The sequence below is a fragment of the Bacillus sp. XF8 genome (assembly GCF_017498755.1).
Taxonomy (GTDB): Bacteria; Bacillota; Bacilli; order Bacillales; family Bacillaceae_G; genus Bacillus_A; species Bacillus_A bingmayongensis.
On sequence record NZ_JAGDQK010000046.1, the window covers coordinates 24,238 to 46,872 of the forward strand.

Sequence of the window (22,635 nt, forward strand, 5' to 3'; positions counted from 1 at the left end):
TCGAAGAGGAGACGATAATATGGTAGATAACTATGCGATTGAAATTAAGGATAATTCGGAAGGTAAAACGTATTTACTTTGCGTAGAAGGTAGCGCTGAAGTATTAACGTTTGCAACATACGAAGAGGCAGACGATTACAATTACGAATTTGAAGATACTTTATCTGGCGGACTTACGAGTCGCGTCGTTAAAACAAGCGAATATTTCAACTAAACTTACGGCGGTCATTACGACCGCTTTTTATTTTACTTTAATTTATCGGAGGTTTTATATATGGAAAACAAAGAGTACTTCTACTGTTATTCGCCAGCGCTACACGTATTCTTGCGAGAGCGAGGTATACGTTATATCTGCATGGCACTAAACGAAAATACATTACGTAAGTTCTGGCAGTATAAGAGTTCGCCAGAATTAGACGAAGCACTAGCTACTTGGGCAGCGAATAAGCCTAAGTAGCTTTTTTTGCGCAAGGTTATATCGAATATATTGTATATGGAGGAATTGAATATGGAAAACGAAAAGCAACGTGCACTACCGTTTGATTTATCGAAAGGATTCACAGCTATACCTACGGCTGTAATGCGTCACTACACGTATTTACCTGGGTTTAATGGTAACGTCGTTCTAGTGTACGGTTATATTATCGCTATGTACAATCCACAATATGGTTACGCATTTCCTACGCATGATCAGATTGGATTAGCGTTGAATATGTCGAGAAAGACAGTAGGTAAACATATAAACGTTTTAGAGGACGCTGAACTTATCGAAGTAAGTAAACGTGGCGGTAGCACTAACGATACCTATACGTTACTTAAACCGATAGAGGATGAACGTGAATTCTATTCGAGGTTTCCACAAGCGTGGGAGAAACGACAGAAGGCGGAAGTGACAACGGGGAAAGACGTTAAAGAGCGTTATGAAAGAAAGGTTAGATACGAAGATAGTCAAGATAATAGTGACGATATCATAGCGTATTTGTAATACGATTAATCCAATGAGTAATTATTACACGTTGAATGAGTAATTTTTACCCATTGAGTGTGTACTTTTTACTCCGTATATATATTTACTATATAGACTTACTATAAAGATTTACTATTAAGAGATTAAAAGAGTAAAAGATATTCAGTAAGTATTCACTAACGTTCATACTTACCGGTAATCCTTTTCTATCGAAAAGAATTACTATCTTATATAGTCGATAAAGTACTTATATAAAAGATACTCCGCTAAATAGTAATAAAGATAAACCATAACTGTATTGGTGGGACGGATTATTATAGTACGGAGGTGTATTACGTTAATGACTTACGAAGAAGAAGAACGTATAAAGCAAGCGGAGTTAGAACGTAAATTTACTTTAATCTGTAACATATGCGGAGGTAAGGACGTAATAGCAAGCGGTGTATCATACGGTTCCTATGAGATTATTTGTACTAACGATAATTGCAGAACGATATATAAAGGCGAAGGTTAAATAAACGGAAAGGAGGACGTAACAAATGGCGCTTAAACGATTAAACACGGAACACTTAACCGCTATTAAATGGTTAGCATTACCGAATAAAGGCGGTAAGACTTTCGAAGAGATAGCTAATGAGTGCGGTATTACTAGACGTTATTTATTAGAATGGCGTAAGGACCCGTTATTCGAACGTGAACTTAAGAAGGAAATGATACGGAATAGCCAGGACCAACTACCGGAATTAATCGCCTCTTTATCTGAGATTGCTATACGCGATGGCAATGCGGCTATGGCGAAGTTAGCGTTACAGATTAACGGTATGCTTACCGATAAGGTAGAGGTAGAAACGAAGGCTAAGACAGGCGATATTAACTACGAAGAATTAGATAACGAGATTGCATCGTTTGAAGCGAGGATAGATGACGATGGGAAGGCGGAATAATTCGTACTATATAATAGGAAGAAACTCGATTCGATTACTTCCCGTTTGTTCCCGTGTTATCAGTCGCTCGCTCTAGATGGACGCACCCTCGAAACTTTTCGTACTGTTTATACATGTTCTTATGCAATGTATATCGATGTGTTGGACGCTACAAACGTTGATATAACGCATGCATAAAACTAATTAATCGATAATAAATAAAAAGAAACCTATAAACGTTGATATAATAACGTTTCGGCTCCTTTTTAAATGTAACAAAATGCGATTCTGTTACATTAGATATACAATTAAATGCATATAATATACGGAATAAAAAAGCCCGGGGGCTGTAAAAAATAAAAAAGTTTTGCCAGGTGCGGGAAAAATCCGCGTATCAAAAATAACTTTTGGTTTCACGTTAGTCTTTACGCTAGTGTAAAACGAAAAAGACCACGTCGTCAAGACGCAGTCCTTACAGGTTTACTTCGATATATACATCATCGATATTATCTTGAACGATACCAATATAACGTAATGTCTCACGTTGGCTAGAGTGATTTAGTATCGACTGTAGCAACGATAGATCAACGCCTTTCTTATAAGCGTGATAAGCGAAAGTCTTTCGAAGAGTGTGCGTACCCATTTCGACTGTAACGCCAGCTCTTTCGACAGCATCGTTTAACACTCGATAAGCTTGAACGCGAGAAATTGCTTTATCACCTTTTCGAGAAGGAAATAACCAATCGTCATCATTAGCCGTCTTGGGTACGAAATCCCGGACGGCTTTTTTGATAGAGTCATTTAAGCGAAATTGCTTTGATTTGCCGGTCTTAGTCTCTTTTAGAGTAACCGATTCGCTGTTACGAACGTCCTTTACTTTTAACTTAAGTATATCGGATATACGTAACGCTGAGTTAATTCCGATAGTGAATAACAATAGATCGCGTGGCTTTCCGGCTAGCGCCTTTTTCATTTTATCGATATCTCGCTTCTTGCGAATCGGTTGTACTAAACCAGCCATATGTATTACCTCCAGTTATTTAATGTAACATTATCTCGTTTTGTTACATTCGTTCGGTAGATTCAGTATAACGGTTATTTTTTCCATAGTCAAATATAAATTACGAAAGGAGACGGTAAATATCGCTTGGATTAACGGAGAATGGTTCGAAAGAAAAGAACGCATAGAAAAAGTCAATCAACTACGGAAATATATCGTTCCTAGGGTTCGTAACAGACACAAACTTACTGACGATGAAAAACTCGAACTTAAAACGTATATCAACGAGTTTAACCGTCTCCAAGATATAAACCGAGGAGAGACGGATTTACTTTTCTTCGCTTATAACTACTTCGGAGAGAACCGAAATAAAGACAACACCGGTAACTGGATACCTGAATTTCAATTACCGGATGGGTTTAATTTAGATAACATCACGGAATACGCACCACATTTCCACGAAGAGATATGCGACATCATGAACGTAGTATCCAACGACGAAATAAACAAGCGAGTAGCCGTAGCAGCACCTCGTTCGCATGCTAAGTCGTCATATTTATCGAAAGCCTTTCCGATTCATGAGATTTGTTATCGTAAACGTTTTTACATCATCTTAATCTCGGAAACTCCTAGCGTTTCTAGCGCTAACTTAGAGTGGATCAAGCTTCAGTTACAATCTAATGATAAGTTACGACGAGATTTCGGACCATTGTTACATACGAAGCAACAAATGAACCCACGTGATAATACCTCTGAGTTCATTGCTTGGGAGCCGAAAGGGAAAGACGATAAAAAGATGTTAACGTTAGTACAAGCGGCTTCTACTGGACAAGCGTTACGTGGTCGAAACTGGAACGGTAAGCGTCCGGATTTAATCGTATGTGATGACTTGGAAGATAAACGGAACACTAACACGGCTCAATTGCGCCAAGAACTAAAAGATTGGTTCGCTCAGGTAGTAATTCCGTTGGGGGATCCAGAGGGAAAACGGACGGCAATCGTATTTATGGGTACAACAGTACATCCGCAATCCTTATTAATCGATATTATGGAGCGACGTTCGGATTTTGAATCTCGTAAGTACAGAGCGTTAATTACTCCACCTACTAGACAAGATTTATGGGCAGAATGTGAAAGCATTTATAAGGACCGTGAGAACAAAGCGAGAGCAAGAGACGCTGAATTGTTCTTTACAGCCCATCATGACGAAATGGTCGAAGGCGCTGAAGTACTTTGGGAAGAAGTGCAGCCGGTATTTAAACTAATGAAATTCAAATGGGATAACGGTAGCAAAGCGTTTAACACCGAGCTACAAAATAACCCTATCGATGAAGAAGTGATGGTATTCAATCCCGATAATTTCACCTACTGGAATGATAAGCAAATAAACCGTAAGTTTCCTAGCGAAGAATACTTCCTTTCTATCGGAGTTGACTTAGCGATGGGGAAAGAGCGCGGTGACTACTCAGCAATTTCGGTCGTAGCAAAACATAGAGAAACGGATACAATCTACGTTATCGATTCGTACGGTGAACGATTACATCCCGACAAGTTTATGAAGGTAATCGTCGATAAGGTTCTACACTTTAGACCGGATGTAATTGCCGTCGAAGCACAAGCGGCACAAGAATTCTTTGCGGATATGGTTTCGAAACGATTAATTGAAAGAGGTTATCCCGCAACAACTCGATTGGTTAAAATTAAGCAACGTTCTCGAAAAGAGTTGCGTTTAGAAGCGTTGTTACCTCGGATAGAGAACGGAGAAATTCAGTTCAATAGAATGCACTCGTTACTTTTAGAGCAGTTTCAGTATTATGGAACGAATATGCACGACGATTTACCTGATAGTTTAGAAATGGCTGTTTCAGTTACAGATAAAGGACGTAAAAGAAAAGCAGGAAATGCAGGTAACTATCGATACTAAAGAAAGGAGGCAATATATGCGGATTTTCCCTGATAGAAATCTAATGAATCCAGTCGAATATGTAGTCCCTATACGTACAGCATTAGGAGACAGTGAATGGCAAAGAATCCTTGATGAAATCAAGCTATATAGACGCTATGATGGAGACTTAAACGTTTGGTCTGATTATACGAAGCCATCACAACTCGATTATGAACCTACGAAATTAGAACTTAACTACCCCCGTAAAATAGTCGATACGATTGCGGCATGGCAGTTTGAAAAAGAGCCGAAAGTAACAGTTCCACCAGATATTATCGATGACCCAGCGTTAATGATTCAACCAGGATATTCGCCAAGCGAGGAACAACAAACGGAAAATAGCCGAGCGAAAGCAAAAGAGCGATTATTAACATGGGTATGGGACGATAATCGAATGCATGAAAAGTTACTAGCAGCAGCGAAAGACCGGTCGATTTCGAGAACAGGCGTATATGCGCGTATTCATTACGATAATCGACGTGGTGAATTGAAAATCATTTGGCACCCATCTACGGAAGTGATTGCGGTACACAACGAATGGGACAAAGATCAATTAGATGCAGTACATTTTATCGCATGGCTTGACGATGAACAGACACGCATGTGGAAACTTTCGTATTACTTAGTTTGGCATGAAGAGGTTGGGAAATATGATTGCGAAATTGAAGAAGCTGTTTATGATGGGGATTTAAGTATGCAGGAGTCAAGGGTAGAGCGGTCATCTATGGGGCTTGATTTTATCCCTGTCGTTCACGTACCTACCGAAAAACTCAGTGGTCGAACTACAGGTTATAGTGAATTGGAAAAAACTATTGAACTATCGGATGAAATCGACCGAAAGATGTCGGATTACTCAGATGCCATTCGTTTTGAAATGTTCGCGATTAACTTACTCGTTAATGTCGACGAGGACCCTAAAAACCCGTTACAAGTCGCACCCGGTGCGAAATGGAATCTCGGTGATGGAGATAAAGAAAGCGGAGTACCTAGTGCAAGTAAGCTAGAGAGCGGGTTTAAATTCAAGGAAACAATTGAAGCGTATCTTGACCGATTACAAAAACGACTACACGAAAAATCGGAGGTACCAATAGTAAATACAGCCGACATGAACACCGGCGGTATAAACGACATGGCAGTTCAGCTTATGTTTAGTGCGATTATATCGAAGACCCAACGCTCTTGGGTAATATGGCAGTCACGTTTGCAAACTTTAAATGAGTATATCCTTCGATATATGAAAGCAAGACAAGAACACCCACGCTTTAAATATGATAAGGAAATGCTTGCAAAGGTAGATAACTACTACTCAAGTGAGATTATTTTCGGTCTACCGTTACCGCAAGACCAAAAAGCTTTAATTGAGCAGTTAGGTGAAGAAATATCTAACGAAATTGAATCTATTAAAGGCGCTATTACGCGAAGCGGTAAAGAAAACGCTGAGCAGAAGTTCATGGAGATTATCCAAGAACGTCAACTCAAAAAACAAACACAAGACCCTTATAAAGAAACGTAAATATGCCTTACGAAATGGCGTTAAACTTTCGGATTAATTAGTATATAGCCGACGGGCTTAAAACGGTTGGAGGTAGTAGCATGAGTGAAGTAGTAAAAGAGGATGTTGTCGTAACAGATACAAAGCAAGAAACAAAAACTCTTACGCAAGAACAGGTTGACGAGGTAGTTGCAAAACGACTTGAGCGTGAGCGCAAAAAATACGAAGACTATGACGACATTAAAGCGAAGTTAGTTGCGTTTGAGCAAGCAGAAGAAGAACGTAAGAAACAGGAAATGAATGAGGTAGAACGTTTGCAGGCCGAAAAAGATGAAGCGGCTAAAAAAGCGATTGAGGCTTCGGAACTAGCTCAGAAAGCACAAGAAAAAGCAAACGCTCGAATCTTGAATACGGAAATTAAGAGTGTTGCACGTTCTTTGAATGCAAACGATCCAAACGATGTATTGGCTTTGCTAGATACATCGGAAATTAAAATCGATGAAGAAGGTAACGTACAAGGTGTAGAGTCAGCAGTTGAAGCGTTAAAAGAAAGTAAGCCGTGGATGTTTAAACAAGTTATCGGAGTAGACGCAGCAGGCGGTTCTAATCCAAAAACTAATCCTAAAGCTAACGAGTTAACAGCGTTAGAGAAAGAATTAGCTGAAACGAAGACTGAAGCGTTAGTTAATCCTAAACTTGCTGGTAAAGTCACGCAATTATATAACAAAATACTCGAATTAAAATCGAAGAAGTAGATCAGTCGTTGGCATAGAGTCAGCGGCTTTTTTATATTAAAAAACAATTAGGAGGCTATTAAATATGGCAGTAGCAAATACTTATGATTTCCAACAACAGGTTCGTCAAATGCAGGCGAATGTAGATTTAATTCTTACAAAAGCACCGGTATTATTCGGTCTTATTGGTACAGGAGACGCACTTACGCAAACAAAATTCGAATGGCAAAACGATTACTTAAACAGTGACACAGGTATCGTTAAGACAGCCGCGGCAGCGGATGTGACTGTATTAGAGTTAGGTTCAGGTGAAGCAAAGAAATTTGCCGAGAATGCACTCGTGCAAAATGGTCTTGAAGTATTACGTGTTGTAGCGGTAGATGAGTTAACGGACAAAATTACAGTTCAACGTGGTTATGACGCGACTACTCCAGAAGCAATTGAAGCCGAGGGAGAACTGAAGGTAATTGCTAGACCACGACCTGAGGGTGAAGATACTTTCCGTAAAAATGAAATCAATGATCGTTTAGTATCGTTCAACTTCTCGCAAATCTTTTCTCGATATGCGTCTGTTTCTCGTACACAACAACAAGTCAATACTTACGGAGTCGAGGATGAACTAGATTACCAAGTCAATTTACGTTTACAAGAACTTATTCGTGAAGCTAACAACTCACTAATCTATGGCCGTAAGTATATTGGGTCAGGACAACAACCACGTTCTACAGGCGGTTTATTTGCATTTGCTAGCGAACAAGGCTCGCATGTTCAACAATTTGGCGGTAAGGAAATCGATGCTAAATCGTTAAATGATGCAGTTGAGCAAGTATTTGTTCGAGGGGGTTCAGCAAATACAATCTTATGTGCTCCGAACGTTGCACGACAAATTACGAAATTAGGTGGCGATACTATTCGCACAACACGCCAAGATACAGCAGCCGGTTACCAAATCTTATCATTTGTATCCGATTTACCTGGTGGAGCAATCTCTAGTGTAGTTGTTGACCAAAACATGCCAAAAGACCGTGCGTTGTTACTTGATACTAACAACATTAAAGTCCGTTACTTAACTCCAATCTACGACCAAGACGCAACATTGCCTGGCGGCGACTACTTCTCTCGTGTAATTCGAGGCGAACTTGGTTTCGAAATCAAGAATGCGAAAGAATCAATCGCTGTATTAAGCGGAATTTCTAAAACAGTTTCATAATTACTGGCGGCTAAAGAGTCGCCTTTTTACTCAATAGAAAGGAGTATGAGAATGACTATTTCTGAAAACGAGGCAAAGCGTTTAAACTTATCGATGCCAATTGCAAGTGATGTTAAATTGGGCGACATCATAAAAGCTCTACAAGAATCTTCGGGTGGAGCAGTCACAATTACATGGGCAGATATCAATGGTAAGCCAAGTACATTTCCACCTTCAACTCATACCCATACAATTGCCAATATAACGAGTCTACAGACTACACTTGACGCAAAGTTAACCGCAAGCAAAGCAACCTCGCAAGCGAATAGTACCGCAACCGATGTAGCTGGTCTTGTGACAGACTTTAATGCGCTACTTGCGAAACTTAAAGCTTCAGGGGTGATGAGTTAATGGCTAAATACAAAACGTTACCAAACTATGAAGTAATTCGTCCAAAATTTCATATTCAGTTCGACTCACAAGGGTTTTACGTAACATATGATGAAGCAGAAATCGAATATCTAGGCGAAAAATCTCCTTTTATTGAAAGAGTAGATGTGCCGGATGAAAAGCCGAAATCAAAACCACGTGGTAAAACAACAAATAAAAAATCAGAATAGTGGAGGTGACGCCAAATGACGGTGTCAGAACGATTGCAGTCTCGTTTATCAAAAGTTCCAGGCGTTACGTCGACTGACATTGACGCTTGGCTAGCCGAAGCTTTAGTTGAATCAGAATTTACGGAAGAAGATAACGCAAATGCGGTATTTTATCTTGCGCTCACATTCGCTTATGAAGCTATTGCAGCGGACTCGGCTCGATTTTTTAAGTATACCGACGGAGAAGAGGCTGTCGACAAATCTATGGTTTTTGCGAACTACCAAAGACTAGCCGCAGACGCACGTAAACAATATCGAAAATACAGACGGGGCAAAGGTGCTAGTCAAACATTTGCAAAGAGGGCGGATTGGAGGTAGTTTTGTGAGCGAGTTACAGCGAGAATTTGACGAAGCGCTCGATGAAATATCGAAGCAATACGAAAAAGAAAATGAAAAACAAGTAGAAGAGACGGTAGGCGCTATTATGCTGATCCGTCTTTTTTTATTGGACTTAATTAACGACTACCAAAAAGACGGCGTAATTAAACGAGGTAGAATAAATGCTTTATTACGAGATTTAGACTATTACGAAAAGGAGTTTCGCAAGAAAGCAGGAGTGTCATTCGAAAAAATGATAGATGATACGGCGAAGTGGACGACTTCTAAACTTGCAGAGACTGGTCTTGGAGTAACGTCTTTGAATTCCGTAAATCAGCACATTGTCAAATACATGCTTAAGCGAAAAGGAGAAGACGGCTTAATACTGTCTGACCGAGTATGGAATCTAGCAGGTGATATGCGAGCGGAGTTAACGAAGGTAATCCGACCGGCTGTACTTAAAGGCGAAAGTGTTAGTTCAATCTCTCAAAAAATACGAGAAGTACACGACAACGAGAAATGGAAAATCGAACGTGTAGCAATCACAGAGAGCAATAATACTAACCGAGCAGCTACGATTTATAACGGTAATGAAAGTGATATTGTTACAGGTTACAAGATAATCGAAAATGGACACCGACATCGTTATCACTCGAAGCATATGTGTTACAAGTTAGCTAGGCGTGATGATTACGGATTGGGTCCAGGTAGATATCCGAAAAAGATACCTGAAAGTTTACTAGCCCAATTGATTAATCCACATCCACAATGTTCATCTCGTTTAAATTACATTATCGGAGAGGAGGAATAACGGGTGCTAACTGAAAAAGACATCGAACAAATTAGAGCCAATCGTGAATTGATTGAGCAGAATCGACGTGAGTCTATTGTCTTATGGCGAAAAGGTACCACGGAAAAAGATCCGATTACAGGCGAAGAAATTCACGGTGAGGATATGCAAGAAGCGGCACAAGTCGTTTGGAAGAAATTCACGCTTGAAGATAACGTAAAATTCGCAGGTACTGACGTAAAAGAAGGTGAAGCACTCGTTACTTTCCGACTTGATACCGATTTAAATAACGTCGAATACCTCGAAAGAAAAGGCATTAAATACGTAATTATGTTGATTGACGAACGAGGGTTGGGCGGAATCAACCGTCGAGAAGTAGTCGTAAAGAGGGTGGTTTAATGAGAGTCAGTGCGAGAATTAAAGGTATGGAAGATATCTATCGCATGACCAATCCTGATCGATATAAAACACCGGTTGCGAATACTGTGGAAAAACATGCGAGATTACAAGCGAATACAGCTTCAAATCGAGCGCCGTTAGACACAGGGCTTTTATCAGGAAGTATTCCGCCGAGTGTAAAACCTTTTAACGGAGATAAAACCGGATGGTTATACGGTTCAGATGTCGAATACGCGGCCGTTCAAGAATACACGCATAAAACGAAAAAAGGCTTCATACGTAAGACAATGTTCGAAGGCGAGCAACCGTTAGTATCTGACCTGGAAAAAACAGTACAACGAACAGCGAGAGGTTTATAACGATGGCTACAGTAAATGACGTTATGTATTCGTTGAAAAAAGCGTTAGAAGAGTTCGCACCTACTACTTGGATGTATGACGGTGTTACTTTAACCGGGAAAGCAAAACCGTTTCTAACGATTGAGTCACTAACGGGAACTATCGACAGATACTCGAAAGAAAATTACGCACGAAATCACCTAATACAAATTGGAGTTTATTCCAATACAGTATCTAATCGAAATGAAATACAAGATAGAATCATCGACCGACTAGAGAGGCGACCTATCGACTTGTACGACACAAGTTCGAAAACGCCTATGCTAGTCGGTTTTTTATATGCGGAGGTTTCTTCGTTTGAACCAATTCCGCAAGAAAGCGGTGAACAAGTAATGGCGAAACACCGCAGTTTTATCACAGTAACCATAAGAAATTAAGGAGGAATTCGAATGGCAGCACCAGAGTTTAAAGGTAAAGAAACGTTATATTTAATTGACATTCCACAAGAAGACGGAAACAGTAAGACACTTCGTTTATTTAACCAAACTTCGGGGTCACGTTCTATTGAAGCGGGCGAAATCGAATTGAAAACAAAGGACAAGTCCGGTAGTGATTACGGAGATGTGACACAATCGGTATCTATCGAGGGTGTTAGTACAGAAGGTGACGAGGCGTTAGATTACGTTGAGGAAGCTATTACGAAAAAGAAACTCGTTAAAATTCACGAAGTTTCGTTACGCAGTGCTACGACGACATCGTTTAAGACGAAAAGTGGTACTTACATGTTAAATACAGTTGAATTATCACATGAGAACGAAGAGTTCTCTAAATACTCAATTGAAGCAAAATTAAACGGTAATTTAACAGTCGGTACGATTTCGACTATTCCACCTGGAGCACCTGACGGAGAAATCACTTCACCAAGCGCATAAATAGGACGGGCTTAATCGCTCGTCTTTTTTGTTTTCGAAATTAAAAATAACGGAGGTTTTCATACATGGCTAAATCATTTACACGCTTTGAAGTAAAGGGAAAAGAGTATGAGTTGAAATATGGGTTTGAGGCAATCAAGTTAATTGATAGCAATGGCGGCCCGTTTGAATTTGTGCAAAAGGCAATGCAAGGTGGTCTTGAAGATTTCGTAGATGTTATTTACTACGCATTGATTCATACAGGCGAAGGCATTACACGTAAAGACGTAGAGGTAGAAATTGAACGTCAATTACTATCCGAAGAGTTATCTTTCGATGACATCTTAAAGGTAAATAAGGCGGTCGTTCTTAACAGTTTTTTCTTCAAGAAAACAGTGAACAAGTTACTAGCGAGCATGGGCGAGGATCAGAAGAAAGCGTTCGAGAGTCTGTACGAATAAACGTTGATGACTTACAGTCGGATTGCTTTCGGTATTTCGGCATGTCGACGCTTGAGTCTAAACGGTTAAGCATTAAAGAGTACCACATTATGCTTACCGGCTACCGTGAACGTCTTTTAGATGCTTACGAGATTGCTAGTGTTCAAGCGTTATTCAACCGAAATGCCCAAAGCGACAAGGTCAAATCATTAAGCGATATATTCAAGCGTCCTGAAAATGCTCGAATGATTGAAGCGAGGGAAAAAGAGCGTGAGGTTCTTACGAAAAAGATTCATGCCAATGAGTCACTATTCGATGATATCGAACGAGCATTACGAAGTCAGAACGGATAAGGCGGTGAATTAAAATTAGTCAAAATAGAGTAGAAGTACAACTATTGGCGGATATAACGTCGTTACGAAGTAACTTGACACAAGCGACGCAACTTTGGCGAAATTTTCAACAAGCAGTAAGTCAACCGATAAATATACCGACGCCTAACATGAGTGGTTGGAATTCCGCAGTCCAAAGCGCTGGGCGGCAAGTACAACAATTAAATAACCAGCTTCAAAACGTAACGCCACCTCCACCGCCGAATATGAACTCTTGGCATTCTACTTTTCAAGGCGTAGGGCAAAGTATGCAACAGCTTGGAGGACGGGTACAACAAACCGGTCAAACAATGCAGAACGCATTCGCGCCAGCCGCAGCCGCTTCCGGACTAGCACTTGGAAGAATGATTCAAGACTCGCGTGAATTCGAATCACAAACTCGTAAAGCAGCAGTACTTACGGGTGGGGCATATAACAAAGTAAAATCCGATATTTTAGAGATGGCTAAAACGTCTGTCTATTCAACGGGTGAAGTAGCCGCAGCCTATGCCGAGCTAGGAGCAAAAGGGTTCGAAGCGGCACAAGCAACTGATGCATTACCTGGCATCTTATCAGCGGCAGCAGCATCCGGTGAAGACCTCGGAATGGTAGCCGATACTATTACATCCGCACTAAATGCGTTTAGTATGGAAGCGAAAGATAGCGGACATGTTGCCGATGTACTTGCTCAAGCAGCAAACGCAACGGCAGCAGGTGTAGGCGATATGCAATACGCCTTTAAGTACGCGGCTGGTCCGGCAGCGCAATTAGGTATTTCGATGGAGGAACTCGCAGCCTCTGTTGGTATCATGTCTAACGCAGGTATCAAAGGAGAAACGGCGGGTACGGCTTTAAGGGCGTCCATGCTTCGTTTAGTCAAACCCCCTAAGCAAGCGAGAGAACAATTAGAGGCATTAGGCGTTACGATCACAGACCAGGAAGGTAACATGAAACCGTTAAGTAAAATTATCGGTGAATTAAAAACAGGAATGGAAGGTATGACTAACGCTCAAAAAGGTGCGGCATTAGCGGCAATCTTTGGTACAGAAGCAGTTTCCGGTATGATGGCGCTTGTGGCAGCGGGTCCTGAAAAAATCGATAAACTTACAGAATCTCTGGTTAAATCCGATGGGGCGTCGAAAAAGGCAGCGGACTCAATGCTAGAAGGTTGGGCAGGTGCAATGTCGAAAATGGAGTCCGCAACAGACGTAGCGGCGCGTGCGTTTACTGACGCATTAGCACCGGCTATTACTGCGGTTGCTGGAGGCATTGAAAAATTAGCAAATGCGTTTACGGGATTATCAAAACCTGTTCAAACCGTAATAGCAACTACGGTTGCAGCTACGACTGCGTTTTTAGTCATCGGAACCGTAGTCGGTATTATGGCTAGCGCAATCGGCACCGCGCTTATCCCTCTCGGCAAGCTTATCAGTTGGCTAGGAAGAAGTGCAATGGTCGCAAAAATAGCGAGTGCAGCAATGGTTGCTCTCCGAGCCGCTTTCGCATTCTTAACCGGACCTATCGGCATTGTTATCATGGCATTGACCGCGATGGGTGTAGCGTTAACTCAACTTTACCAACGTAACGAAGCATTCCGTAACGGAGTCAACAGTGCATGGGATTCTATTAAATCGAAAGTCACTGAAGTATCAGCCGCATTTATGAATTTCGCAGGTCCGGCTATTGACGCAGTGGTCGCAGGTTTCAACCGTTTGAAATCGGCTATTATGGCGGCTTTTTCTGGAGATTTTAGTCAACTAGGTGAGATTTTTAAAACAATCGGGCCATCCATTGCAGCAGCTATTATTGGAGGAATCCCCGGTGTAATCATCTCGGTATCTCGTTATCTACCGGCGATAGCCGAACACCTTAACGCTAATAAAGGAATTATCGTAGAGGCGATTACAAATATTTTTAATTCCATAGCGGAATTTATAACTACGACTTTACCGCAACTAATCGAAGTTGGTTCGCAGATTATTATGTCTCTCGTTAACGGATTAGTCCAAGCGGCACCTTCGATACTTGAAGCAATGGTCGGCGTGATTAATACGATCATGCAATCAATCGCTGAAAACCTACCGCTAATTATCGAATCAGGTATGCAAATTATCCAGGCGTTAATTACTGGAATTACGCAAGTGTTACCTACGATTATAGAAACGGGACTACAGTTAATTCTTACGTTAATTCAAGGAATCATGCAAATGATACCGCAGCTAATTCCGATTGCTGTAACGATAATAGAAACGCTTGTTAACGGATTGATGTCGTTTTTACCGCAACTAATCGAAATGGGTATTAATTTATTAATCTCGTTAATCACCGGTATAACTCAAGCGCTCCCTATGATTGTATTAGCAGCCGTTACAGTTATCACTAAGTTAGTAGATACGATTACAGCGAATTTGCCAGCGATTGTTCAGGCTGGGGTTAAGATTCTGACGACGCTTGTTGATGGGATCGTAAAAATGTTACCTCAGTTGATTGATTTAGCGGTTACTTTAATTACCAAAATAGCTGATACGATTCTAAAAAATCTACCGAAAATTATAGACGCAGGTGTTAAGATTCTGATGTCGTTGATTGACGGGATTGTTAAGATACTACCTCAATTAATTAACGCAGCGTTAACGTTAATCGCTAAAATCGTAGAAACATTGATTGCAAATTTACCGAAAATTATCGAGGCAGGCGTGAAAATTTTAATGGCGCTAATCGCAGGTATTTTTAAGATACTTCCACAATTAGTAGTGGCGGCAGTTAAATTAGTCGTAACTCTAGTTGGCGAATTAATAAAGAATCTACCGAAGTTATTAGAAGCTGGGGTAAAGTTAATTGAAGCGCTTATTAAAGGTATCCTGTCGCTTTTAGGACAGCTAGGAAGCGCCGCGTTAGAACTAGGCGTAAAGATCTTAGATACGCTTGGAGAAGTGGATTTATTTGATATCGGTGCAGATATTATTAAAGGATTGATAAACGGTATAGGTTCGATGTTCAGTTCGGTATGGAGTAAGATGACGGAACTCGGAAACGGTATTAAGGATAAGATATCGGGAATTCTTGATATACATTCGCCTTCACGCTGGATGCGAGATATGATTGGGGTCAATATGATTAAAGGGTGGATGATTGGTATTGATTCTATGAAAGGATCGGTTCAGAGAACGTCAGCACAAATGGCGGACTGGATGAAACCGGAAATGTTAGCGGTGGACACAGGTGCGTCAATACCGAGAGGAGTAAGCGGATTAGGTGCGTATCAATCGGCTAAATCTACGCCAAGTATGATAGCGAAGGATACAGCGGTTAATCAGCCGTCGAGAGATAAGCAACCAGCGTATATTAACGTCCAATTTGGTAAGCAAGAATTCTCGAGATTTGTGGACGATATTACTGGCGAACAAGAATTTACAAAAAGGCGTAGAGAGGCGTTTTAGGAGGGTGGTAGATTGCTGATATTCAACGGAATAAACCTGGAAGAATACTTCGAGAAGAAATACAAAGAAGGATTTTTTATGGTCAACGATATAAGAGGTCGAGGGATTTTAAGTGATGATATACATGAGTTAATAGTACCACACCGCCCTGGTTCATATTATTTAGGAAAAAGGACTCCTAAGAGAGTGATCGAAGTAGACTTCTCTCTCAAAGGAGTCTCTCTTTTTGAACTTAGAGCACGGATAGATGAATTGAACGACTTACTAGATACAGATAAACCAGTCGAAATTTCATTTACAGATGATCCTGATGTTATTTATTACGGAATTAAAGAAACTGTGGAAGAAAATCTAGAGAAATCTAACATACATCAGGCGACTATTACCTTTATCTGTCCAACACCATACAAACTAAGAACAGAGCAATCCGTAGATTTCGAATTAGATGGTAGAGGATTTGTATCAAACGTAAAAAACACAGGAACAGTAGAATCGAACCCTATTATCGAAGTTAAGGTTGAAAAACCATCCACATTTCTAGATGTATGGAATGGCGATGATTATTTCCGTATTGGTTACCCATTAAAAGTGGATCAAGTTCCAGTTGAAAGGAATCAACGTGTGATGTGGGATGAGATGTCAACAACCATTGGTTGGACTAATGTAAATAAAAGCGAGGACATGGTTGGTGGCGGCGAGTTCAAGACGGAGGGACATAAGCTTGTACCACTCCACTTTGGTTCAGAAAATATAAAAGGGTGGCATGGGGCTATTGCGAAAAAGAATATTCCAGACGGGCCTTTGCAAGATTTTATTATGCAGGCATATGTGACACTTAGAAGTTGGCATTGGGATCAAATGGGACGTGTGGAAATAGGCTTACTTGATGAAACTAGTCAATATGTAGCCCGTATCTCTATGAATGACGTACACTGGCAAGCAGAGCAAAACACAGGATTCGTCAAAATTGGTAATAATACAAAGCCTGGTGCTCAAGTACTGATTAATGAATCCGGTGATCATCCACACACCTGGAATCAGTATCGAGGGCGTTTATGGGTTGCTCGAACAGGAAATCGGTGGGAAGCGTATATATCAAAGTTTTTGCATGGTACAGAAACAGATGATTCGGAACGCTTTGCGGTGTGGGTAGACGAGGATAATGTCAATATGAACAAAGTAGCACAAGTCCAAATCAGTATTTGTCAATTTTCGAATAACATGTTTTCTCAAGACATGAGTATCGATGATTTGAAGATTTGGAAAGTCAATATGAGCACACAGGACAATCCCCCTTACATTGCTGATGTTGGAGACAAAATATTAATTGATACAGAGAAAAGTCTAGTCACAATCGAGGGTAAGAACGCTATAAATATAAAAGATATTTTCAGTGATTTTCCTATTGTAAATAGAGGGATAAATAGATTTGAAATTATGCCTTCAGATATTGGAACAGCAAAGGTAACATACAGGGAGCGATTTAGATGAGAACACCTAGTGGAGAATTGCATGTTGTTGATTTTAAAACAGGACAAATTATAGCAGGTATTCAACCAAAAGATTACTGGGATGATATGCGGCACTGGGAAATCAAGAATAACATCGATACATTGGATTTTAAGGTGTTCGATAATACAGAACAATCAGCTACTCTCATGCAACAAAATCTGGTACTAAAAGAAGTACGTGATGGCCGCGTTGTTCCTTATGTTATTACAGAAATAGAAAAAAACTCTGATGATAGATCAGTCACTGTGTACGCATCGGGTGAATGGATTTTATTAGCGAAAGTTGGAATCATTAAACCGCAGCGAATAGAAGGAAAGACGGTTAATGAGTTTATTGATATGGCTTTGGCAGGGACGAAGTGGAAACGAGGTCGTACGGAATATGCAGGATTCCACACGATGACCATTGATGAATTTATTGATCCTTTAAAATTCTTAAAAGATATTGCTTCTCTATTTGAATTAGAAATCGTATATCGTGCTGAGGTTGTAGGTTCACGAATTGTTGGACGATATGTAGATATGGTTAAAAAGCGCGGGAATGAGACAGGAAAAGAAATAACGCTTGGTAAAGACCTGATGGGAATTAAACGTATTGAGAATTCTCAAAACATCTGTACAGCACTTGTGGGCTTTGTGAAAGGTGAAGATGACAAATTTATTACTGTTGAGAGCATCAATAACGGTCTTCCTTATATCGTTGACCCTGATGCTTTTCAACGTTGGAATGAGCGCGGTCAACATAAATTCGGATTCTATACTCCAGAGACAGAACAAGATATAACACCTCAACGACTACTGACTCTTATGAAAACCGAGTTAAAGAAACGCGTTAATACATCTGTTTCATACCAAGTAGACGCTCAATCAATCGGGCGTGTTTTTGGATTAGCTCATGAAATGATTAACGAGGGCGACACGCTTTATATTAAGGATACAGGGTTCACACCTAAGTTATATTTAGAAGCTCGTGCAATCGCTGGCGATGAATCAATCACTGATCCAAGTCAAGATAAATACACGTTTGGTGATTATCGAGAGATTGTGGATGCTAACGAAGAGTTACGAAAAATGTACAACAGAATCCTCGCTACTTTGGGCAGTAAGGCTAATAAAGAGTTGTTAGACCAACTAGAAAAACTAGTCAACGAAAACAATCAAAAGGTTGAGACTGCACAAAAAGAATCAGAAGCAGCGAAACAATTAGCAGAGCAAGTACAAGAGAATCTGAAGAACTATCAAACGACTATTAACGAAAGTAAAACACCGCCTACAACAGGATTAGAGCCTGGTAAAACACTTTGGCTTGATATTAGTAATGGGAAACCCGGTATTTTGAAAAAGTGGAACGGTACAGAATGGGAAGCACTTATACCTGACTATGGCGAAGATGTAAAAGAACTTGATGAACGAACTGCTGACATACAAACATCTGTAAAGGGATTAACGAGTACAGTTGACCAACTATCTATCACTACAACAGAGCATGGTAAGCAAATCACTGATGCTCACACAAAAATTGAGCAAACCTCACAAGCGATTGAGGCTAAAGTTGATATTAAACAAGTGGAGGATTATGTCGGTGGAATCGGACCAATTAATTTAATTAGAAACTCTAGATTCACACAAGGGACAAAGTATTTTTCAAGTGCAGTACCCTTTTTTGTTGATATTAATGAAACCCACTGGGGGGATTCATCACTTAAACTTTCTGTTAGTGGTAATACAGCTAATGCATATCGAAATATAACAGCTGATAGAATTCCTGTTAGTCCGGGAGAAAACGTTGTTGTATCAGCTTACTTTAAAATAAAAAATCTAGAAGAGCATTTAAATCAGAAGATGCGTATGGTTGCTGTCTTTTGGAAGGCAGATGGTACTCAATTAGAGGCAGGAATCCATGATTTTACAATGCCAGCGGATACCTGGACAAGACAAGAATTCACAAAAGTCGCTCCGCCTGAAGCAGATAAAGTAGCATTAAGAGCCTATGTTATTCGTAACGGTACTTTTTGGATGGCACATCCTATGTTACAAAAGGGAACGAAAGCAAGTTCTTTCATTGAAAATCCTAACGATATGGTTGATAAAGACAAAATCATGGATGAATTGGCGGATAAAATAGCAACAGAAGACTATAACCAAAAGGTTACAGATATAGAACGTAGGATTACAGCCAATGAAAAAGGTATATCACTAGCAGCAACTAAAGAAGAGACATACACCAAAATCGAAGCAGATGGTACATTTGCTACAGATGCATATGTAAAGACGATGGAAGGACGTATTGAGGTTACTGAGAACAACATTCTCAACACAGTAAAAAAAGGCGAGGTTATTTCATCAATTAACCAAACAGCTGAGGCAGTAAAAATAAAAGCAGAAAAAATTGAATTAGATGGAAATACTGTAGCTAAATCTTTAGAAGCACACGAACTATCAGGTGTAACGATCAAGACAGCTAAAAGTGATCGATATGTTGAAATGAAAGAACAATATGTAAAATTGATTGATCAAAATACACCGAGGTCATTCTGGGGGTTTTGGAAGAGGAGAGATGGATATTTACAACCAACATTCATCTTAGGGACAGATACTGATTCAAATACAAATGCGTCCGGTTCGTTTATGATTTATAATATTATGGATCCGAATAATATGAATACAGCTGTGGGGACAATTGGGATGGTAGAGAACAGTGATCCAACAAATTTGTACACAAATGCTAGAATTAATTTTTATAGGAATTCCGGACAAATACAAACGAATAGTAAAGGTACCCATTTTTTTCAATCTGATATAGGTGAATTTTATTTTCATAATAGCAATACAAATCTTACGAATGTTGCATCTATCACTAGAAAGGGAGATGATTCTGATTTAAACTTATCCTATTTTACTATAAGGGGTTCTGCGGCTGCGGGTTACGATAAAGAACTACAAATAAAGTATCGTGGTTTAAATTCATTTGCTCCTGTTAAAGCGTCTGGATTTTTGAACACATCTTTAGCTAAATATAAATCTTATATCAAAGATTTAACGTTTTCACCTCTAGAAAAAGTATTAGAAGCAAATGTGAAAGAATATTACTTAAAAACTGATATTGCTGATTTGTATGAAATAAGAGAAAATGATCCGGATAATTTACACACGATTAAAGAAATTCGTAAAAACGTTGGTTTAATCGCAGATGATGCTGATGAGATTTTTACAGGTGAAAAGCACGAGACAATCGATGTTTATACTATGTCATCTGTAACAATGGCTGCGTTAAAAGAACATGTCTTAGCACAAAATGAAGTAAATAATCGCTTAACTGAAGAAAATAAACAGCTTAACGAAAAGATAACGACATTAGAAACTAGAGTAACTGTATTAGAAGAGTTAGTACAAAAATTAATAAATGATAAAAATGAACCTCAAGAACCAGAAACACCAACAACTGAAGGACCAGAAGGAGCAGCAGAAGGCGGCACAACTGAACAAACGGAACCTACAGAGCAGCAATAGCTGGTCTTTTTTATTTTGCTTGAAAAGGAGGGCGACGATGTTTATGCCGGAAGAAATTTTTAAATTAGCATTATCACAAGGACTCTTAGCAGTCCTTTTTGTTTGGCTTTTTTTCGATTCACGTAAGGAAAGTAAAGAACGCGAAGGTAAGCTACAAGCCGTCATCGAGAAGAACCAGGAGGTAATCGAAGAACAAGCGAAAGCCTTCGGCTCGTTATCGAAAGATGTAACGGAAATCAAGCAGATATTAAATACGAAAGAAGACGGAAAATAATAGGAGGTTGATACTATGGCAGAAGTGAAAATATCCGAACGTTTTAAACCGTTTCATCTCATCGTAGATACAAAGAAAGAACTTACTTCCGAAAAGATTAAAGTTTCGCAGAACGATTTAAACTCCGCTAAGTTAATCATCGGTATTACGCAAGACGGTAATCCGTTACCTTTAACGAATGCTGGCGTCAAAGCAGCGTTTAAAAAGCCGGACGGTAAATTAGTATTTCAGGATCAGAAAGTCGAAATTGAGGACGCTGAAACAGGAAGCATCTCTATCGTTCTTACTACGCAAACAGTAGCGGTTGTTGGCGATGTGCTTGGCGAGATTCATATCGAGGAAGAAGGTAAGAGAATCGTAACTTCAAAGTTTAGATTCTACGTTGAAGAATCGTTTATGTCCGATAGTACAATCGAATCTACAAACGAGTTAGGTATTATTGAGAAAGCGATTGAAGCCGGAGAGAAGCTTGAAGGTGTCGATGTTCCAGCGCTAGTCGCCTCAAAAGAAATCGCAGAAGAAGCGAAAGCTAAATCAGAGGAAAACTCTACTCAAATTGGGATTTTGTCGCAAAAAGTTGCGTTTAAATCAAATACGATTGTTCTATTTGGCGACAGTATTACAGAACAAAATTCTATTATAACAAGCACATATGCTTACAATTATTCAAAGGGTTTCTTCTCATGGGCAAACGTTCTGCTAGGGAGTCCTTTTAATGTCCTTAATAATGCAGGTATCGGAGGAAACAGGACAGATCAAATGATTGCACGCATTGATAAAGACGTACTACAGTACAAGCCGCAATATTGCTTCTTCATGGGTGGCGTGAATGACATATCAGCCAATATTACCTATGAAGATCTAATCGCAAACTTAGAAAACATTTATAAAATCTTGACTCAAAACAACATTGTGATTATCACATCTACTATTACACCGTCACACTATCATACAACGGCTGCTCAAAAGCTTATAAAAGATAAAACTAATGCATGGATTAGAAATTACGCTATCAATAATCCAAATGTTATTTTAGTAGATATGGCAAAAACTTTAATAAACGCAGCAGACGCATCGCTTGTACCAGGTTTATCATCTGATGGAACGCATCCAGTTCAAACTGGTGCAATATTAATGGGGACAGAAGTATATAACGTACTCAAAAACTTCATTAAACCAATTCCGATGCTAGGTATATCTAACACAGATGCAACCATCTTAAATCAAAATCCAATGATGCTTGGTGATAACGCAGGAGTGGCCACAGGATGGACATTTCCAACGAATGCAGGGCTAACGTATTCGAAAGAAGTGCGTAAAGCTCCAGAAGTTGGAGAATGGCAGAAAATTGTTAGTACTGCAAACGGAAATTTTGTAGCGAATGGGAATAGCGTAACAACTGGATTTGCTGTAGGAGACTCTGT

24 protein-coding genes are annotated in these 22,635 nt (G+C 39.8%); 23 read left to right on the forward strand and 1 reads right to left on the reverse strand.

The genetic code is table 11. The features are described 5' to 3' along the window. Nucleotides 1-19 precede the first annotated feature (19 nt). From J4P91_RS24520 to J4P91_RS24535, 4 genes are all read left to right on the forward strand, one after another. Entirely contained in the window at nucleotides 20-214 is a 195-nt protein-coding gene (locus tag J4P91_RS24520) for a hypothetical protein (RefSeq protein ID WP_207996151.1), read from the forward strand. 294 nt (nucleotides 215-508) lie between these two features. Further along, nucleotides 509-985, forward strand: coding sequence for a winged helix-turn-helix domain-containing protein (locus J4P91_RS24525; RefSeq protein ID WP_207996152.1), 477 nt, complete (start codon nucleotides 509-511; stop codon nucleotides 983-985). Between the two features lie 322 nt (nucleotides 986-1,307). After that, nucleotides 1,308-1,481 (forward strand): hypothetical protein, encoded by a 174-nt coding sequence (locus tag J4P91_RS24530; protein WP_207996153.1) that lies wholly within the window; start codon nucleotides 1,308-1,310, stop codon nucleotides 1,479-1,481. 25 nt (nucleotides 1,482-1,506) lie between these two features. After that, entirely contained in the window at nucleotides 1,507-1,911 is a 405-nt protein-coding gene (locus J4P91_RS24535) for a phBC6A51 family helix-turn-helix protein (protein ID WP_207996154.1), read from the forward strand. 451 nt (nucleotides 1,912-2,362) lie between these two features. Here the strand turns inward: J4P91_RS24535 and J4P91_RS24540 are convergent, their stop codons facing one another. Next, nucleotides 2,363-2,911, reverse strand: coding sequence for a tyrosine-type recombinase/integrase (locus J4P91_RS24540; protein WP_207996155.1), 549 nt, complete (start codon nucleotides 2,909-2,911; stop codon nucleotides 2,363-2,365). A 40-nt stretch (nucleotides 2,912-2,951) separates the two neighbouring features. On the opposite strand from J4P91_RS24540, the gene terL reads away from it, so the two are divergent. The 19 genes from terL to J4P91_RS24635 form a co-directional block, all read left to right on the forward strand. Continuing rightward, nucleotides 2,952-4,814: a phage terminase large subunit gene (terL, locus tag J4P91_RS24545; protein ID WP_243763991.1), complete on the forward strand. Its 1,863-nt coding sequence runs from the start codon at nucleotides 2,952-2,954 to the stop codon at nucleotides 4,812-4,814. A gap of 16 nt (nucleotides 4,815-4,830) precedes the next feature. Further along, entirely contained in the window at nucleotides 4,831-6,348 is a 1,518-nt protein-coding gene (locus J4P91_RS24550; RefSeq protein ID WP_207996156.1) for a phage portal protein, read from the forward strand. A gap of 80 nt (nucleotides 6,349-6,428) precedes the next feature. Continuing rightward, a complete protein-coding gene (locus tag J4P91_RS24555; RefSeq protein ID WP_207996157.1) occupies nucleotides 6,429-7,082 on the forward strand; it encodes a phage scaffolding protein in 654 nt (217 codons plus the stop codon). Nucleotides 7,083-7,146: 64 nt separating this feature from the next. After that, entirely contained in the window at nucleotides 7,147-8,271 is a 1,125-nt protein-coding gene (locus J4P91_RS24560) for an SU10 major capsid protein (RefSeq protein WP_207996158.1), read from the forward strand. A gap of 51 nt (nucleotides 8,272-8,322) precedes the next feature. After that, nucleotides 8,323-8,661, forward strand: a complete 339-nt coding sequence (locus J4P91_RS29125; RefSeq protein ID WP_374192064.1) for a head fiber protein — start codon at nucleotides 8,323-8,325, stop codon at nucleotides 8,659-8,661. Beyond that, nucleotides 8,661-8,870, forward strand: a complete 210-nt coding sequence (locus J4P91_RS24570) for a hypothetical protein (RefSeq protein WP_207996159.1) — start codon at nucleotides 8,661-8,663, stop codon at nucleotides 8,868-8,870. The genes J4P91_RS29125 and J4P91_RS24570 overlap by 1 nt, the downstream gene beginning before the upstream one ends. 15 nt (nucleotides 8,871-8,885) lie before the next feature. Next, nucleotides 8,886-9,227 (forward strand): hypothetical protein, encoded by a 342-nt coding sequence (locus J4P91_RS24575; RefSeq protein WP_207996160.1) that lies wholly within the window; start codon nucleotides 8,886-8,888, stop codon nucleotides 9,225-9,227. Nucleotides 9,228-9,231: 4 nt separating this feature from the next. Further along, nucleotides 9,232-10,038 carry a hypothetical protein gene (locus J4P91_RS24580; protein WP_207996161.1) on the forward strand — a complete coding sequence of 269 codons (807 nt, stop codon included), beginning with the start codon at nucleotides 9,232-9,234 and terminating at the stop codon, nucleotides 10,036-10,038. 3 nt (nucleotides 10,039-10,041) lie between these two features. Continuing rightward, the gene (locus tag J4P91_RS24585; RefSeq protein ID WP_207996162.1) at nucleotides 10,042-10,416 is read left to right on the forward strand and encodes a hypothetical protein; all 375 of its coding nucleotides are present in this window, start codon (nucleotides 10,042-10,044) and stop codon (nucleotides 10,414-10,416) included. Continuing rightward, nucleotides 10,416-10,775, forward strand: a complete 360-nt coding sequence (locus J4P91_RS24590) for a hypothetical protein (protein WP_207996163.1) — start codon at nucleotides 10,416-10,418, stop codon at nucleotides 10,773-10,775. The genes J4P91_RS24585 and J4P91_RS24590 overlap by 1 nt, the downstream gene beginning before the upstream one ends. Before the next feature lie 2 nt (nucleotides 10,776-10,777). Further along, the gene (locus tag J4P91_RS24595) at nucleotides 10,778-11,191 is read left to right on the forward strand and encodes a hypothetical protein (RefSeq protein ID WP_207996164.1); all 414 of its coding nucleotides are present in this window, start codon (nucleotides 10,778-10,780) and stop codon (nucleotides 11,189-11,191) included. A 12-nt stretch (nucleotides 11,192-11,203) separates the two neighbouring features. After that, on the forward strand, nucleotides 11,204-11,686 hold the full coding sequence (locus J4P91_RS24600; protein WP_207996165.1) for a phage major tail protein, TP901-1 family: 483 nt from the start codon (nucleotides 11,204-11,206) through the stop codon (nucleotides 11,684-11,686). Between the two features lie 65 nt (nucleotides 11,687-11,751). Continuing rightward, on the forward strand, nucleotides 11,752-12,126 hold the full coding sequence (locus J4P91_RS24605) for a tail assembly chaperone (protein WP_207996166.1): 375 nt from the start codon (nucleotides 11,752-11,754) through the stop codon (nucleotides 12,124-12,126). A gap of 89 nt (nucleotides 12,127-12,215) precedes the next feature. Continuing rightward, nucleotides 12,216-12,458, forward strand: a complete 243-nt coding sequence (locus J4P91_RS24610; RefSeq protein ID WP_207996167.1) for a hypothetical protein — start codon at nucleotides 12,216-12,218, stop codon at nucleotides 12,456-12,458. Between the two features lie 14 nt (nucleotides 12,459-12,472). Continuing rightward, nucleotides 12,473-15,916, forward strand: coding sequence for a phage tail tape measure protein (locus J4P91_RS24615; RefSeq protein ID WP_207996176.1), 3,444 nt, complete (start codon nucleotides 12,473-12,475; stop codon nucleotides 15,914-15,916). Nucleotides 15,917-15,928: 12 nt separating this feature from the next. Continuing rightward, complete coding sequence (locus J4P91_RS24620) at nucleotides 15,929-17,407, forward strand: distal tail protein Dit (protein WP_207996168.1); 1,479 nt, start codon at nucleotides 15,929-15,931, stop codon at nucleotides 17,405-17,407. Continuing rightward, nucleotides 17,404-20,937 carry a phage tail spike protein gene (locus J4P91_RS24625; RefSeq protein WP_207996169.1) on the forward strand — a complete coding sequence of 1,178 codons (3,534 nt, stop codon included), beginning with the start codon at nucleotides 17,404-17,406 and terminating at the stop codon, nucleotides 20,935-20,937. Before J4P91_RS24620 ends, J4P91_RS24625 begins: the two co-directional genes overlap by 4 nt. A 43-nt stretch (nucleotides 20,938-20,980) precedes the next feature. Further along, a complete protein-coding gene (locus J4P91_RS24630; protein ID WP_374192065.1) occupies nucleotides 20,981-21,211 on the forward strand; it encodes a BhlA/UviB family holin-like peptide in 231 nt (76 codons plus the stop codon). 15 nt (nucleotides 21,212-21,226) lie between these two features. Beyond that, on the forward strand, nucleotides 21,227-22,635 hold a 1,409-nt coding region (locus J4P91_RS24635), incomplete at its 3' end, for an SGNH/GDSL hydrolase family protein (RefSeq protein ID WP_207996171.1).

Coding starts and splice junctions, on each gene's coding strand:
- J4P91_RS24600 (WP_207996165.1), top strand. CDS start 11,204: ATGGCAGCACCAGAGTTTAAAGGTAAAGAAACGTTATATTTAATTGAC.
- J4P91_RS24520 (WP_207996151.1), top strand. CDS start 20: ATGGTAGATAACTATGCGATTGAAATTAAGGATAATTCGGAAGGTAAA.
- J4P91_RS24575 (WP_207996160.1), top strand. CDS start 8,886: ATGACGGTGTCAGAACGATTGCAGTCTCGTTTATCAAAAGTTCCAGGC.
- J4P91_RS29125 (WP_374192064.1), top strand. CDS start 8,323: ATGACTATTTCTGAAAACGAGGCAAAGCGTTTAAACTTATCGATGCCA.
- J4P91_RS24530 (WP_207996153.1), top strand. CDS start 1,308: ATGACTTACGAAGAAGAAGAACGTATAAAGCAAGCGGAGTTAGAACGT.
- J4P91_RS24550 (WP_207996156.1), top strand. CDS start 4,831: ATGCGGATTTTCCCTGATAGAAATCTAATGAATCCAGTCGAATATGTA.
- J4P91_RS24555 (WP_207996157.1), top strand. CDS start 6,429: ATGAGTGAAGTAGTAAAAGAGGATGTTGTCGTAACAGATACAAAGCAA.
- J4P91_RS24525 (WP_207996152.1), top strand. CDS start 509: ATGGAAAACGAAAAGCAACGTGCACTACCGTTTGATTTATCGAAAGGA.
- J4P91_RS24560 (WP_207996158.1), top strand. CDS start 7,147: ATGGCAGTAGCAAATACTTATGATTTCCAACAACAGGTTCGTCAAATG.
- J4P91_RS24540 (WP_207996155.1), bottom strand. CDS start 2,911: ATGGCTGGTTTAGTACAACCGATTCGCAAGAAGCGAGATATCGATAAA.
- J4P91_RS24610 (WP_207996167.1), top strand. CDS start 12,216: ATGCTTACCGGCTACCGTGAACGTCTTTTAGATGCTTACGAGATTGCT.
- J4P91_RS24625 (WP_207996169.1), top strand. CDS start 17,404: ATGAGAACACCTAGTGGAGAATTGCATGTTGTTGATTTTAAAACAGGA.
- J4P91_RS24605 (WP_207996166.1), top strand. CDS start 11,752: ATGGCTAAATCATTTACACGCTTTGAAGTAAAGGGAAAAGAGTATGAG.
- J4P91_RS24630 (WP_374192065.1), top strand. CDS start 20,981: ATGCCGGAAGAAATTTTTAAATTAGCATTATCACAAGGACTCTTAGCA.
- J4P91_RS24595 (WP_207996164.1), top strand. CDS start 10,778: ATGGCTACAGTAAATGACGTTATGTATTCGTTGAAAAAAGCGTTAGAA.
- J4P91_RS24570 (WP_207996159.1), top strand. CDS start 8,661: ATGGCTAAATACAAAACGTTACCAAACTATGAAGTAATTCGTCCAAAA.
- J4P91_RS24590 (WP_207996163.1), top strand. CDS start 10,416: ATGAGAGTCAGTGCGAGAATTAAAGGTATGGAAGATATCTATCGCATG.
- J4P91_RS24535 (WP_207996154.1), top strand. CDS start 1,507: ATGGCGCTTAAACGATTAAACACGGAACACTTAACCGCTATTAAATGG.